Source organism: Herbaspirillum sp. C7C2, assembly GCF_022627865.1.
Taxonomy (GTDB): domain Bacteria; phylum Pseudomonadota; class Gammaproteobacteria; order Burkholderiales; family Burkholderiaceae_D; genus Herbaspirillum; species Herbaspirillum frisingense.
The window spans coordinates 1-13,663 of the sequence record NZ_JABXGI010000015.1 but is presented as its reverse complement, the minus strand read 5'-3'; the positions used below and the strand labels follow the sequence as shown (position 1 = coordinate 13,663).

16 protein-coding genes are annotated in these 13,663 nt (G+C 61.1%); 8 read left to right on the top strand and 8 right to left on the bottom strand.

From position 1 onward, the window contains the following. Window positions 1-71: 71 nt before the first annotated feature. Both HWE04_RS17395 and HWE04_RS17390 read right to left on the bottom strand, forming a co-directional pair. A complete protein-coding gene (locus HWE04_RS17395; RefSeq protein ID WP_241813211.1) occupies window positions 72-1,889 on the bottom strand; it encodes a M56 family metallopeptidase in 1,818 nt (605 codons plus the stop codon). A 17-nt stretch (window positions 1,890-1,906) separates the two neighbouring features. Then, window positions 1,907-2,290 carry a BlaI/MecI/CopY family transcriptional regulator gene (locus HWE04_RS17390; protein ID WP_241813210.1) on the bottom strand — a complete coding sequence of 128 codons (384 nt, stop codon included), beginning with the start codon at window positions 2,288-2,290 and terminating at the stop codon, window positions 1,907-1,909. 103 nt (window positions 2,291-2,393) lie between these two features. Here HWE04_RS17390 and HWE04_RS17385 point away from each other — a divergent pair, with 103 nt between their 5' ends. Beyond that, window positions 2,394-3,515, top strand: coding sequence for an acyltransferase family protein (locus HWE04_RS17385; protein ID WP_241813209.1), 1,122 nt, complete (start codon window positions 2,394-2,396; stop codon window positions 3,513-3,515). 98 nt (window positions 3,516-3,613) lie between these two features. Here the strand turns inward: HWE04_RS17385 and HWE04_RS17380 are convergent, their stop codons facing one another. Beyond that, window positions 3,614-4,513, bottom strand: coding sequence for a LysR substrate-binding domain-containing protein (locus HWE04_RS17380; RefSeq protein ID WP_241813208.1), 900 nt, complete (start codon window positions 4,511-4,513; stop codon window positions 3,614-3,616). A 160-nt stretch (window positions 4,514-4,673) separates the two neighbouring features. Between HWE04_RS17380 and HWE04_RS17375 the strand changes: the two genes are divergently transcribed. From HWE04_RS17375 to HWE04_RS17360, 4 genes are all read left to right on the top strand, one after another. Further along, window positions 4,674-5,219 (top strand): sugar ABC transporter, encoded by a 546-nt coding sequence (locus HWE04_RS17375; protein WP_241813207.1) that lies wholly within the window; start codon window positions 4,674-4,676, stop codon window positions 5,217-5,219. A 4-nt stretch (window positions 5,220-5,223) separates the two neighbouring features. After that, window positions 5,224-5,550: a hypothetical protein gene (locus tag HWE04_RS17370; RefSeq protein ID WP_077236303.1), complete on the top strand. Its 327-nt coding sequence runs from the start codon at window positions 5,224-5,226 to the stop codon at window positions 5,548-5,550. Window positions 5,551-5,577: 27 nt separating this feature from the next. Continuing rightward, on the top strand, window positions 5,578-6,408 hold the full coding sequence (locus HWE04_RS17365) for an MBL fold metallo-hydrolase (RefSeq protein WP_077236302.1): 831 nt from the start codon (window positions 5,578-5,580) through the stop codon (window positions 6,406-6,408). A gap of 309 nt (window positions 6,409-6,717) precedes the next feature. Continuing rightward, on the top strand, window positions 6,718-7,068 hold the full coding sequence (locus HWE04_RS17360) for a hypothetical protein (RefSeq protein ID WP_006462767.1): 351 nt from the start codon (window positions 6,718-6,720) through the stop codon (window positions 7,066-7,068). Between the two features lie 30 nt (window positions 7,069-7,098). Here the strand turns inward: HWE04_RS17360 and HWE04_RS17355 are convergent, their stop codons facing one another. Then, the gene (locus HWE04_RS17355; protein WP_241813206.1) at window positions 7,099-8,007 is read right to left on the bottom strand and encodes a LysR family transcriptional regulator; all 909 of its coding nucleotides are present in this window, start codon (window positions 8,005-8,007) and stop codon (window positions 7,099-7,101) included. A gap of 102 nt (window positions 8,008-8,109) precedes the next feature. Between HWE04_RS17355 and HWE04_RS17350 the strand changes: the two genes are divergently transcribed. Together HWE04_RS17350 and HWE04_RS17345 are read left to right on the top strand one after the other, a co-directional pair. Then, window positions 8,110-8,436 (top strand): nuclear transport factor 2 family protein, encoded by a 327-nt coding sequence (locus tag HWE04_RS17350; protein WP_241813205.1) that lies wholly within the window; start codon window positions 8,110-8,112, stop codon window positions 8,434-8,436. Next, the gene (locus HWE04_RS17345; protein WP_241813204.1) at window positions 8,433-9,215 is read left to right on the top strand and encodes an SDR family oxidoreductase; all 783 of its coding nucleotides are present in this window, start codon (window positions 8,433-8,435) and stop codon (window positions 9,213-9,215) included. Before HWE04_RS17350 ends, HWE04_RS17345 begins: the two co-directional genes overlap by 4 nt. An 89-nt stretch (window positions 9,216-9,304) precedes the next feature. On the opposite strand, the gene HWE04_RS17340 is transcribed toward HWE04_RS17345, so the two are convergent. After that, window positions 9,305-10,207, bottom strand: coding sequence for a DMT family transporter (locus tag HWE04_RS17340; RefSeq protein ID WP_241813203.1), 903 nt, complete (start codon window positions 10,205-10,207; stop codon window positions 9,305-9,307). A 102-nt stretch (window positions 10,208-10,309) separates the two neighbouring features. Here HWE04_RS17340 and HWE04_RS17335 point away from each other — a divergent pair, with 102 nt between their 5' ends. After that, window positions 10,310-10,780, top strand: coding sequence for an Lrp/AsnC family transcriptional regulator (locus tag HWE04_RS17335; RefSeq protein WP_006462772.1), 471 nt, complete (start codon window positions 10,310-10,312; stop codon window positions 10,778-10,780). A gap of 27 nt (window positions 10,781-10,807) precedes the next feature. Here the strand turns inward: HWE04_RS17335 and HWE04_RS17330 are convergent, their stop codons facing one another. From HWE04_RS17330 to HWE04_RS17320, 3 genes are all read right to left on the bottom strand, one after another. Continuing rightward, on the bottom strand, window positions 10,808-11,596 hold the full coding sequence (locus tag HWE04_RS17330) for a transporter substrate-binding domain-containing protein (RefSeq protein ID WP_241813202.1): 789 nt from the start codon (window positions 11,594-11,596) through the stop codon (window positions 10,808-10,810). A gap of 59 nt (window positions 11,597-11,655) precedes the next feature. Continuing rightward, window positions 11,656-12,429: an ABC transporter permease gene (locus tag HWE04_RS17325; RefSeq protein ID WP_077238312.1), complete on the bottom strand. Its 774-nt coding sequence runs from the start codon at window positions 12,427-12,429 to the stop codon at window positions 11,656-11,658. 209 nt (window positions 12,430-12,638) lie between these two features. After that, window positions 12,639-13,622, bottom strand: a complete 984-nt coding sequence (locus HWE04_RS17320) for an ABC transporter substrate-binding protein (protein ID WP_241813251.1) — start codon at window positions 13,620-13,622, stop codon at window positions 12,639-12,641. Window positions 13,623-13,663 lie beyond the last annotated feature (41 nt).

The window sequence follows — 13,663 nt, the reverse complement described above, 5'->3', positions numbered from 1 at the left end:
TGGGAAAAGGGTGCAACTCGCCCCGGCAGGCATCGGCGCTACCAGAACGAGATCCGCGATCGGGAAAAGTGTCAGCCGTTCTGCTGCGGTTGCTGCTGCGGAATCGCGGGGAGCAAGCGGCGAATACTGCGGGCGTCACGTTCCATGGCGTCAGGCCTGGCGCCGTCGAGCAAGACCAGCGTGACATCCTGCTGTGGCGACTTCAGCCGCATGATGAGGCAGCGGCCCGCCGCTGCCGTGAAGCCGGTCTTGGACAAGGCGATGTCCCATCCCTTTTGTCCGACCAGCTGGTTGGTGTTGCGATAGGTGACGCGCTGCCCGGCGATCATGATCGCGCCCGCCGGGGCTGTCGTATAACGTGCGATGTCCGGATAGCCTGCGGCCGCGCCGGCAATGGCAGCCAGCTCCAGCGCAGTCGAGGTGTTGCGCGGCGAGAGCCCGGTCGGATCATCCAATGTGGTGTGCGCCAGGCCGAGTTCCGTGATCTTGGCACTGGCCGCTCGCCTGAACGCAGGCAGACCACCCGGATAGCTTTGAGCGAGCGCATAGGCAGCACGGTTATCCGAAGAAGCCAGTGCCAGTTGCATGAGCGTGCGCAGGCTGACGCGGGCCCCTTGCGGCAGACTGGAACTGACCTGCCGCAAGGCGCTGACGTGCTGCTGTTCGATGCGAACCAGTCGATCCAGATCAGGCTTTGCATCGAGTACGACCATCGCCGTGACCAGCTTGCTCAGCGAGGCGATCGGCACCACCGCATCGGCGTCCTTTCGCAGCAGCACGCGACCGGAATGGCTATCCAGAACCGCCACATGATTCGACTCCAACAGCCGTCCCAGCATAGAGGCTTCCCCCTCCAGAACGGCATCCGGCAAGGTGCCGGCTTGCCGATGCTCCGACGCGGCGCGCGTGGCTGCCATCGATGATGGCGTAGCCGGCACAAACTGCAGACCAGCCGCGAGCGCGGCAGCCATCGTCAGGGCCAGCATCACCGCCGGCACCGTGGATATCATGACCGTGGGAGGGATCCGTGTTGACGGCCGCGCCAGCCGCTTCACGCGCTCCAGCAATTCCCCGCTCGCCGCTTGCAGCGACACGGCTACCGTATTGTCCCGCGTCTGGCATTGACTCAGGCGCTCCAGCGCGAGCGCCAATTGCCGCGGCTCGCCGGTCAGCGTACCGGCCAGATCGTCGGCGATCAACTCGCGCTCCATACGGATGTGCCGGGAGAGCCACCACACCACTGGATGGAAGAAGAGCAATGCCTCGATCGCGTTCTGCAACAGATTGATGAGGTAGTCCAGGCGCTTGATGTGGGCGATCTCATGAGCCAGCAAGGCTTCCAGCATCTGCGGTGGCATGCTCAGAAAAATCGCCCCCGGGACGATGATGACTGGCCGCCACCATCCCGTCGTCAGCGGTCCATGGTTGCCATGCGCCACACGTAGCAACACCGGTCGGCGGACGCCGCAACATATCGCCAGGGAGCTGGCGCAGGCCTGCCAACGCGTGGGCGCTGCGCCGGTCTGTACTGCGATATTCCTGCTCCAGTACAGCCCGGATGCCAGCCGCGCTCCCATTGCGATCACGCCGACCGACCAGCAGGCAACCAGCCATGGCATTGCGGAGGTGAGGAAGATGGAAAAGGGCTGGCTTCCGATCATCCCGGCCAGACCGTGGCCGGCGCCTGTCGATGCTGTGGTCATTGCAATAGACAGGCCTGCCTCCAGCAACACCGACGCCAGGCACGACAGTTGCGCCAGACACAGCATCAGATAACGTTGCCTGCAAGCCGCAGTGGGGAGCAGGCGCAGCAGCACGACGGCGACGGCACCGATCAGTGCCCCTTTCCAGAGGAAATTCAGAAGCGCCCAGCCGATTGCCGTGACCACGGTAGATGATTCCGCGATCACCGCTCATCTCCGTGCAGTAGTCTCCTGATCTCGTCTTTCTCTTCTTGCGTCACGTGATGGCGCAATGCCGCCATCACCAGCGCCTTGCCCGATCCCGAGAACGCCTTCTGGATCAGATCCTTCAGCAGGGTCGCCTGCAGCGACTTCTGCCGCTGAGCCGGCGCATAGACGTGAGAGCGCTCGCTTTCATCGCGCGTCAGCATGCCTTTGCCGTGCATGACCTGCATCTGCCGCAACACGGTGGCATAGGAGAGATCGGGCCGCTCCGGCAGCATGGCCTCATGCACTTGCTTGACGGTGGCATCGCCCAGCTGCCACAGCACACGCAACAGGTTCAATTCGGCCGCGGTGGGCCTGGATTTCTTGTGGGCTGGTTCCATATCGGATTCCAAAAGGCATGATCGTTGCGAAGTAGAATATATTTTCTAGACCAAAGTGTCTAGACTAAAATGTCTATACATCTGAAAGGCCAACATACCCTCGATGCCCTCCACCGATTGTCACGACCGCATGCTGACGACGCATAATCCCCGGATCGATGTACTCAGAGGCATCGCGATCCTGCTAGTACTGTTTCACCATTTCAATATTGCCTATCGGCTTGAAGAGACATGGCTGGCGGACGTGTTCGGATGGCCGGCATTACGCGCCTTGGCGCGCAACGGCAACTACGGCGTCACCATCTTCTTCGCCATCTCGGGCTTCCTGATCACGTCCAAAGTCTTACAGCGCCGGCGGGAGATCGGCCAGATCGACCTGGCCGGCTTCTACCGTCTGCGCATCGCACGCATCCTGCCTTGCCTGCTGCTCCTGCTATGCCTGGTGGATCTGCTGGCTATGGCGGGGCTGACCATCTTTCAGAACCGCGTCGTCGATGGAGGCAGCGTGTCGATGTGGCGCGTCAACCTGGCCGGGGTGGCTTTCCACATGAACGTGCTGATTGCGCGGCATGGATGGGTGAACTATGCGCTCGGCGTGCTGTGGTCGCTTTCCGTAGAAGAGGTGTTCTATCTGGTGTTCCCGCTGGCCTGTCTGGTGTTGAAAAGCGAGCGCCGGCTTCTGGTCTTCATGGCGGTGATCATCGTGGTCGGGCCGGTCTATCGTTTTGCGCACCCCGGCGACGAGGGGCAATTCCTGTATGGCTATTGGGCCTGCTTCGACAGTATCGCGATCGGCTGTTGTGCTGCGATCTTTTCCAGGCGCGGCGGGTTCGCATGGCTGAATCACCCTGTCGTGCGGGTCGCGCTCGGACTATCCATGGCGGTGTTATATCTGGCTTGGCCGATCGCGCAGAGCAAGGTGCTGGGTTGCACGGTCATGGCTGCAGGGACGGCTCTTATGCTGGTCGCCGCGCAATACAGGCCCGCACGCGGCACGACAGTCGTGTGCCGTGGGCTGGCTGCATGCGGGCGCTTGAGCTATGAGCTCTATCTTTTTCATCTGATCGTACTCGGCCTGATGCGCGCAGGATTCCCACCGCAAACCATTTCAGGAGGAGCAAAGATGGTGCTCCTGCCCGCTTACTTCATGATGTCGGCTGCGCTGGCCCAGGTCATCTCACGCGCCTTTTCCGCACCGATGAACCGTATCATCCGGGGGACATAGCCATTCATGGTTCGCTCGCAGGATGAGCCGCTCCACCTGACCCTCTTTCATTGCCTTCCGGAGGGTGCCACGTGGTCATACGAAAGTCGGCCATTCGCTCATTCAAGTCCGGCCAACGGTCTCGCTTCTTCAAGAATCCATTGTGCGAACGCCCTGAGGGGCTCACTGCCAAGTTGCAACGGCTCAGGGAGCACAAGGCAAAATGTCTTGGAAATGCTGCTGTCCTGCGGCCACGGTGCGACCAGGCGACCTTGCGCCAGCTCGACTTCCACATACAGACGGGGCACCAGCGCGACGCCCAGCCCGGCCAATGCTGCCTCAATCAGCATTCCATGCAAGTCATAGCGGGGCCCTTGCGCAGAATGGCTCAGGCTAATCCCTGTCTGCGCGGCATAGCGATTCCAGGCATCGTGATTCTGACGTCGATGCAGGCGAGGCAGCGTGTCCAAGGCAGGGGTCCCTGTCGCTCCTTCCAGTAATGCAGGATGACATACCGGCACCAGCACCTCATCGAGCAGACGATAGGTGTGCATTCCGGTCCAGGCCGGATGTAAGAAATGGATCGCCGCATCCAGGCCACTGCCAGGCAGCAGGAACGGCTCCATGCGTTCGGAGAGATGCACCGTGATGTGGGGATGCAGGGCAGCAAAGCGCGGCAGGCGGGGGATCAGCCAGCGCATCGCAAACGTAGGGCTGACCGCGATATCCAGGCTGGCCCCGTTGGGAGGCTGGGACATCAGATGCTGGCTGTCTCGGTCCAGGCGCTCCAGCGTTTCCCGGACGTGGCTGGCATAACGTTGGCCATGCGGCAGCAAGCGCACGCGGTTGCCGATCCGCTCGAACAGGGTCACTCCCAGAAATCCCTCCAGGCGGCCAATCTGCCGGCTGATGGCGCCTTCGGTCAAGGCCAGTTCTTCGGCGGCACGTGCAAAGCTGCCGTGACGCGCCGCAGCCTCGAATGCCATCAGTGAGCTGTTGCTGGGAATCCTGCGCCGCATCGTATTCCTCGTATTCCATAAGCGGGTTGATGACGTGAGCTTTACCTTATGTCAGTGAAGCTTGCCTAAGTATCGATTTATTGACCGGGATTGGCTGCCTATCATGACAACTCCTCAACCAAGCAGGCCGCCACAAGGGTGGCCGTGGCCCATCATCATTATGATCTATACCGTCGAATGCAGCTTCGCCGACCCCGTCAGCGAAGCAGAATGGAACGATTTCTACAGCCTGGAAAAGTTACCCGCCCTCATCTCCGTGCGCGGCTTTCACACTTCGCAGCGATTCAAGGCTTTGAGGGAAGGCTGCCCGGTCTATCTCGCGCTGCATACGATTGACCATCACGACGTGCTTCTCTCTGACGAATACCGGCGAAAAGGCGGTGGCAATTTCGCGCGATGGCAGCAACACATCACCGACTGGCATCGCAATCTCTATGAAACATCGGCTACGGCCCCTGCGGTGCGTAGCGGGGAGTACCTGCTGCTCAGCGCGCGTGGCCCCGATCCCTTGGTGGCGATGGGGCTGTCGCCATCGATCCTGCATGCCGTCGCCCTGGAGAAATTCCCGGAATGGAGATGGATGGCAGTCCTGTCCGATCCCGTCGATATCGACGGTATTGCCCTACCCGAAGGGCTGCATCTCTATGCTCCGATGACTGCGCAACTGCGCAGCGGTAGCGAGCCAGCCATCGTCAGCGCGAGCTAGCACGATGCCCAATCTCACTTTCTACATCCGCCAGGACCAGATGCCCGCCGCGCAATCCCTGGATCGGCTCACCGCGCGCTGCATACAGCTCTGCACGAAGATTCTGGAGGCGCGGCCCGAGAACATCCACGTCATCTACGTCGCGGTCGGTCATGGGACAGGCCATCCTGCATTCGCCGACGTCCGTTATCGGATGTCGGCAAACAGGACGCCGGCCATCATGGAAGATTTCATGCAGCAGCTGGACGAGGCCATCCAGGACCATACCGGACTGCTGCCGCGCATCCGCTGCTTTGCCTATGCCGCGCAGTCCATCAGCGCAAGGCATTGACTCCTACCCACAGCAAACGAGACGAAAATGCATTTCCCCAGTCAGCAAATCGGTGATTTCTCCGTCACCGCCATCAGTGATGGTTTTCTCAGCGCACCTCTGGAGCTGCTGTCCAATATCGATCCTGCAGAGGCGACCAGGCTCCAGCATGCGGCAGGAATGAGCGACCCCTCTGCCATCCATATCAATTGCTATCTGATCCGCAGCCCGACGCAAACCGTGTTGGTCGATGCCGGCGCCGGTGGCTTCAAGCAATGGGGTGGCCGATTACAGGACAATCTCAAGCAGGCCGGAGTGCTGCCTTCCGACATCGATACCGTCCTTCTGACCCATGCTCATCCCGACCACATTGGTGGCCTTCTCGATAGCGCAGGAGACCGCGCCTTTCCCGATGCGGAGTTGGTAGTACAGGGGCAGGAACTGGACTTCTGGGAGAACGACGCCAATTTCTGCCGCGCCAGCGAGCGGGCGCGCGGAAATTTCATCTTCGCGCGCCGGGTATTCGGCAAGTATCGGGACAGGCTGCGCACCTTCGCCGGCGGCGAGGTCCTTCCCGGCATTAGCGCCCAGCCGCTGCCCGGACATACCGCCGGACATTGCGGCTATCACATCAACTCAAATGGGCAGGGCCTGTTGATCTGGGGCGATATCGTGCATTTCCCGCACCTGCAGATCGCTCGCCCCGACGTCTCCATCGCATTCGACCTCGATCCGCATCTGGCGACGGCAACCCGGGTTCACTTGCTGGATATGGTGAGTGCGGACCAACTACTTATCGCGGGTATGCACCTCGGTGAGGAAGGCTTCGTCCAGATTGTTCGCACGGGAAAGAGTTATCGGGTTGTAGGCAAGCGTTGATAGCCCTGATGTTACCCGCCCCGACGAGCATGCAATCCCCTGTTTATATTGGCGCACGGGGTATTGTCATTCAGACCCTTGGCCAAGATCCGGCGGAAAACAGCAGGCGTCCAGCCCACATGCCGGGGATGGCGTACCTCATATCGATGTGGTCGTCTCAACCGGTTCTCACGACTGTTTATAAAATAAGTTCTAAAATGACTCCGCCCGCCAGGATGGATCGGCGGCCGCTGACCTGTCAGACCGTGGGCTGCAAGCGTGCGTCCAGCCCACGCACAATGAAGTTTTATCGGAGATCACAAACTCATCATGAACATCATCGACTCGATTGATAAAAATGCCACCTATCCGGGCAGTGGTTCGACACAAGGCGGGGGCAACGCATCGGGATCTTCTTTCGAGAGCAGGCTGCAGCTGGCCAAGGCCAGTGGCTCGCTGTCAGCCTCGACGAAGTCCGATCCGGCGCGGGAACTGCAGGAATGGGCGGCCATGTCGCCGGATCAGCGGCTGTTCTATATGGTGCTGCAGTCCCTGGGGGTAACGAAAGATCAATACGAGCAGATGTCGTCCGACGACAAGCAGAAACTGGCAGAGAAGGTCCGCGAGCGGATCAAGGAGATGGCCAAGAACGGCACGCTCAATGCGGCCACGATGGCCTAGACCGGCTTCCCGGTCGTCGACATAATACGGTCAGACGGTCTCTGGTTCCCGATCCAGCAGACAGTCGATGAACGCACCGAGGAGAGCTGGTCGATGCCGCCTGTTCGGGTAATAGAGGAACAGCCCCGGGCGCGAAATCGACCAGTCCGCCAGCACCTGGACCAGCCGCCCCTGTTCCAGAAGTTCGGCCACGCCATCCCGTTCAAAGTGATAGGCAATGCCAAGCCCGTCGAGTGCTGCAGCGATGCCGATATCGGCATGGTTGGTGACGATGGGGCCGTCCACCGCGACCTCCATCTGTCGCCCACGTTTCTTGAATTCCCAACGGTAGTGCCTGCCGTCCATCTGGAGCCGCCAGTTGATGCAGGTGTGCTGGTGCAAGTCGGCAGGTGTCCTGGGCGTTCCGCGACGGGCGAGATAGTCCGGAGACGCCACGGCCACCATGTTCAGGTCCGGTGTGAGGCGGACCGCCACCATGTCTTTCTCGAGCCGGTTACCGACGCGGATACCGGCGTCGAAACGGCCCTCCACGATGTCGGTCAGCGCGTCGTCCACCACGATGTCGAGGACGACGTCCGGGTGCGCCTGATGGAAACGTGAAAGCCGGGGCGCAATGAGGGTTCGCGCCGCGATCCCCAGCGTATTGATGCGCAGCGTGCCACTCATCTTGCCTGTGGCCTCGCTGGCTTCAGCGACTGCAGCAGCCATCTCCCGAAACAGCGGTGCCACACGTCTGTAGAGCAGTTCACCACTCGCCGAGGGCGCGACGCTGCGCGTGGTCCGGTTTAGCAGACGAGCGCCAATGCGGCCTTCGAGTTGCCGGATGGTCTGGCTCAGGGCCGACGGCGAGAGTCCCAGATGCTCCGCCGCGCGGGCAAAACTCTGCCGCTCCACGACAGCGACGAAGGCCTTCAACTCAGCAAAATCGGATCCACGCATTATGTATTATTTTCTACATAGAACATACGAATTCTAGGATATTAACTAAATTCACATTGGCGCGCATCCTGAGGCCTTTACCAACCTCATCGAGCCAAGCACATGGACGCCCTGCCCCTTCCTGAGCCAATTGCCGCGTACTTCGCGGCAGAACACAATCCCGAAGCGCTGGCGCGCTGCTTCACGGCACAGGCCGTCATGAGGGATGACGGCCATACCTATACCGGCGTCAACGCCATCACGGCCTTCATGGCCGAGGCATCGGCCAGGTTCAGCGCGACCAGCGTGCCGTTTTCCGTAGAACTGGACGACGGCGTCCAACTCGTGCGTGCCAAGGTCTCCGGCAACTTCCCCGCTAGCCCTATCGTGTTGACCTATCGCTTTCGCCTGGAGCGTGGCCTGATCGCCTCGCTGGAGATCAGCGCATGAGCTTCGACCTTCATCTCAAGGGCCTGCGGGCCGTGGTCACTGGCGGCACGCAGGGCCTTGGCGCTGCCGTCGTGAAAACCCTCGCCCAGGCTGGTGCCCGGGTGATGACATCGGCGCGCTCCCTGCCTGCGCAGCCAGTCGAGGGAGTGAGCTACCTCGCTGCCGACCTTTCCACCGCGGACGGGAGCGATCACCTCGCCCACGCCATCCTGCAGGACTGGGGTGGCGTCGACATCGTGATCAACGTCCTCGGAGGATCAAGAACGCCCGTCGGTGGTTTCGCTGCGATCAGCGATGAGCACTGGTTCGCCGAGCTCAACCTGAACCTGATGCCGGCCGTGCGTCTGGATCGTGCACTGTTGCCCGCCATGCTGGCGCAAGGCTCCGGGGTCATCATTCACGTCAGCTCAATCCAGCGCGTGCTGCCCCTGCCCGAGTCGACCACCGCTTATGCCGCTGCCAAGGCGGCGCTCACGACCTACAGCAAGTCACTGGCAAGAGAGGTGACGTCAAAGGGCGTGCGCGTCTTGAGTGTCGCCCCGGGCTGGATCGAGACCGAGGCTTCCGTGACGTTCGCGCAGCGGATGGCAACGCAGGCCGGGACGGACTACGAGGGTGGCAAGAAAATCATCATGGACTGGTTGGGAGGCATCCCGGTAGGCAGGCCCGCACCACCGCAGGAGGTCGCCGATCTGATCGCATTTCTGGCATCCCCGCGAGCGGCTTCGATGGCGGGAACCGAGTATCGGATAGACGGCGGTACAGTGCCGACTGTGTAGCAAAAACACAATAATCGCTGCAAGCTGGGCGATGGCAAGCTCATGAGACTTGCCATCCTCCGTGGAGAGGATGTCCTGACCGTCAGCTGTCAGCCACCGGAACCATGGGACTTCGACGACTGCCGCAACACGACAATATTGCCCAACAACGCAATGCTGGTTCCAGCGAACAGGGGGAGTGTCACCACCACCCCCTCTCTGATGACGGACATGCAGATCGCTACCACCGGGACCAGGACAAACGAAAATGACGCCCTGGCCGGGCCAGTACGCTTGATCAGTTCGAAGTACAACAGAAATGCCGCGACCGATCCCGCCACGACCAGATAAGCCAGCCCGGCCAGGTAGGAATCCGAATACCTGGACACGATCGCCGAGCCCTCCATCGCCGCCACCGCCAGGCACACCACACCGCTGAACAGCAACCCCCAGCCAACAGTGGCGACACCCCATATTCCATGTAGGCGATTTCGCGCACCGATGGCCGTGCCTGCTGCCGTCGAGAAGGCGGCCATCAATGCCCATGCCAGACCAAGCATCAGTTCATGCCGATAGGAGTGATTGAAAATCAGTGGTCCCGTCCCGCCACCGAAAACGATGCATATCCCCAGTAGGCCACAGCCCATGCCGATCTTATCGGTGGTCGTCGGGATATCCCCGGTCAAGAGCCGTGAGAGAAACGCCGTGATCATCGGCGAGACCGACAGCACCAGGGCGACCAGTCCGCTGGGAATGTGGAGTACCGCATTGTAGAAGGCAACGTAGGCCAGCCCGAACATGGCTATGCCCTGCATGGCCACCCAGAGGATGTGATGACGTGCAAGGCGCAATCGCTTCCCGCTTCCCCATGCGATCAACAGCAGAATCACCCCTGCCCCCAACATGCGATGACCCACCCCGATTACGGGGGTAACCTCCGCGTTTTGCGACAGAACCATTGAAGAGCCTAGCCCGACGAGCAAGGCGTTGAAGAAGAGAAGTAAGGTATTCATGCATGCAGAATACGCTCACAGCGATAGAGAATTTAGCTAAGATACACCTCTTGTATCGCCATTTCTGGTGAAAATCACCAATAACGAGGGCTCCAGCCATATATGAATCTGGACAAATTCAACATACAGATCCTGCAGGCATTGCAGGAGAACGCGCACCTGACGATCCAGGAACTGTCGGAACGCGTGGGCCTGTCGCCCACGCCTTGCGCGCGCAGGGTCAAGCAACTGGAAGAAGACGGGATCATCAAGCGATACGTGGCACTGGTCGATGGCCCCAAGATCGGCCTCGGCCTGACCGCTTTCATCCACGTACGGCTACGCACCCAGAGCAAGAAGGCGGTGGATGCGTTCGAGGCTGCCATCAGAAACATGTCGGAAATCATGACCTGCCATCTGGTCACGGGAAACTACGACTATCTGCTGATGCTGCGCGTGGAAAGCGTCGACGCCTGCCGCAAGTTCATCCGCGACAGGCTGATCATCATCGATAGCGTGGGGGAGACTGAAACCAGTATTTCCCTGGAAGAGACAAAACTGACGACCGCCCTTCCCTTGCCTGGATGGAGATGAGATTTCCGATTCGGGATTCGCCTGCGCTCAGTGACAATCCGGAACGTTCTGATCCAGATAAACCTCGAAGGCCACGCTATTGACCCACTTCTTGATGGCATTGCCCCAGAACGCCTCGTTCCAGCGCGCCGCCACTTGGCGTGCCGCGGCCAGATCGGCCGGGTCGCCGCTGCGCACCTGCAGTACCAATGCCTGGCGGGAGGTGGGCGGCAACTGGGCGGAAAACTTCTTCCACTCCGGCAGCTTGAGCAGGGCCTTCATGAGCGTGTCGTCATGCACGGCTGCATCACACTGGCCGATACGTACTGCCAGCAGGGAATCGGCCGGGGCCGGCATCACTTTTTCGATGGCGCCGTAACGCGCAGCGAGCGTGCCGACATAGGGGGAACCAGCCGAGACGCAAACGCTGCGGCCCTGCATGTCTTCCCATTTGCGGATGGTGGTGTCGGTGCGCATGATGGCCATGCCGCCGGCGCTGTAGCCGGTGGGGATCTCGACCACATCGCTCAGCGCGGCCTGTCCGGGCAGCGTGCGGGTGAACACCAGCTCGGGCCGCATCCCTTTCAGGGCGGCACGTTCTGCACCGTTGGTCTGGAGTTCGGCCTTCAGCTTCCACTTCGCGGCCAGGTCATCGGCCAGCACGGTGGCGATGTTTTCCGGCGTGCGGAATTTCATGCCGCCCTTGTACGTCGGCGGAACGTGATCCAGCCCGATGCGCAGTTGCCCGCTGCGACGGGCGTCATCCAGCACACCGGCTTGCAGGCTGCATGACAGCAATGCCGCCAGCGCAAAAATGAAAGAATGAAGACCGCGCATCGTGAGTCCAGATGACTTGAATACTTGGTGTTGGATCAAACCCGGATCAGGAGTTTTTCTCAGACATACTGATAGCGCAGCAGTCGATGCTTGAGGTTTTCCAGGATGACCTGGTCGATCAGCGCCGCCAGGATGGCAATGGTCAGGATGTTGGCCATCACGCCGATCATGTCCGCAGTCTCCCCCGAGTAGGCCAGCGTGCGACCCAGCCCCTTGCCGAAACCGACCAGCATCTCGGCCGAGATCAGGGCGCGCCAGGCGTTGCCGAAGGCCAGCTGGGCGCCGGTGATCAGCTCCGGCATCACCGCCGGCAGGTAGACCCGGCGCAGCATGGACAGGCGCGACGCGCCCATCACGCGGGCGGCCGAGACATGCACCTGCTGCACGCTCTCGGTGGCGTTCATCACCGACAGCGCTGCCGGGAAGAAGGCGGCGATGGCCACCACCACCACGATGGGCAGGTTGCCGAAGCCCATCAGGATCAGGAACAGCGGTACCCAGGCGATGGACGGGATCGATTGCAGGATCACGATGGCCGACTTCAGCACTTCGCGGAAGAAAAACAATACCGCGCCGATCAGGCCGAAACCGATGCCCAGCACCAGTGCCGAGCCATAGCCCATGCCCAGGCGATAGAGGCTGCCGAACAGGGCCAGGCGGAAATTGCTGGACTGCACCTCTTCAAACAGGCGCGCCGCCACCGACGGCACGCCCGGCATCAGGAAGGACGGCAGCGACCAGGCCGCAATCTGCCACATCAGAAGGATGAAGACGATGGCCAGAACCATGGCCAGCTTCTTGCGGAGACCGGTAACGCGACGCTGTGAGCTCATAAGACAAATAAAAGACGATGGCCGGACTCGCTCCGGCCAGATCAAAAAACATTAAACCTCTTCAACCCGACCTCCAACCGTTCGGACTGAGTAGGCCCGCAGGGCCGTATCGAAGGCGCCCCCGACGCAGTGCCTTCGATATGCGGCTGCGCCGCTACTCAGGGCGAACGGTAGGCAGCACAGTCCTCAGGCATCCAGCCATCCCGACATCACAGCTTGCGGGCGTTCTGCCACGACAGGTCGGTGATGGAGTTCACGTCGAAGGGCTTGCCATCACGGGTCTTGAGCGAGCCCTGGGATTGCAGGATATCGGCGATTTCCTGCATCCGGTCCTGGTCCTTCTTGTTGATCTTGGCAGTGAAGGTCTGGCTCTTGATGGCATCGCGGATCACGTCTTCGCGCAGCATTTCGCCATGCTTCAGGGTCTTCAGGGTCGGCTCGGCGATGAAGTAGCCGGCGATCAGCTTGGATGCCTCGGCGGGCTTCTTCTGCAGCAGGGTGATGGCGTCACGCTGGGCGTCGAGCGACTTCCAGACAGCGTCGCGCTTCTTCTTCAGGGTCTCGCCGGAGGTGATCACCACCATGCAGGGGAAGGGCCAGACTTCGCCGATCTCATAGATCTGCTTGACCGGTGCAATCAGTTGCGCGATGCGGGCCTGCGGTTCGAACAGGAAGGCCGCATCCACGCGCTTGCCCACCAGCGACTGCACCGCCACCTGGGGCGAGACGCCCATGACGTTGACGTCATCCGGCTTGACGCCGGCGTCGCGCAGGACCACGCCCTTGAGTACGGTATCAGCGGTGCTGCCCTCGGCTTGCGAGGCCAGGGTCTTGCCCTTCAGGTCGGCGACCTTGTTGATGCCAGAGTCCTCGCGTGCCACCAGGGCGTGATAGCCCAGTTGCGCACCGCCCACCACCTTCAGGTCGGCGCCCTTGGAGGCCCAGGCCACGGCATTGGAGAAGCCGAACACGCCGCTGTCGAGCTGGCCGCCGACGATGGCCTTGACCAGGTCGGTACCGGACTTGAACTCGATCAGCTCCACATCCAGGCCGTACTTCTTGTAGAGGCCGGCTTCATAGGCGGCCATGGCCTGGGCATCGTCCATGACGCGCAGGTAGCCGATCTTGAATTTTTCCAGGGCAAAGGCATTGCCGGGGAAGGCCAGGGCAGCGGCGGCGATGGCCGGTGCCAGGACGCGTGCGAGTTACAAACTCCAACCCCACCAGTGTTTAG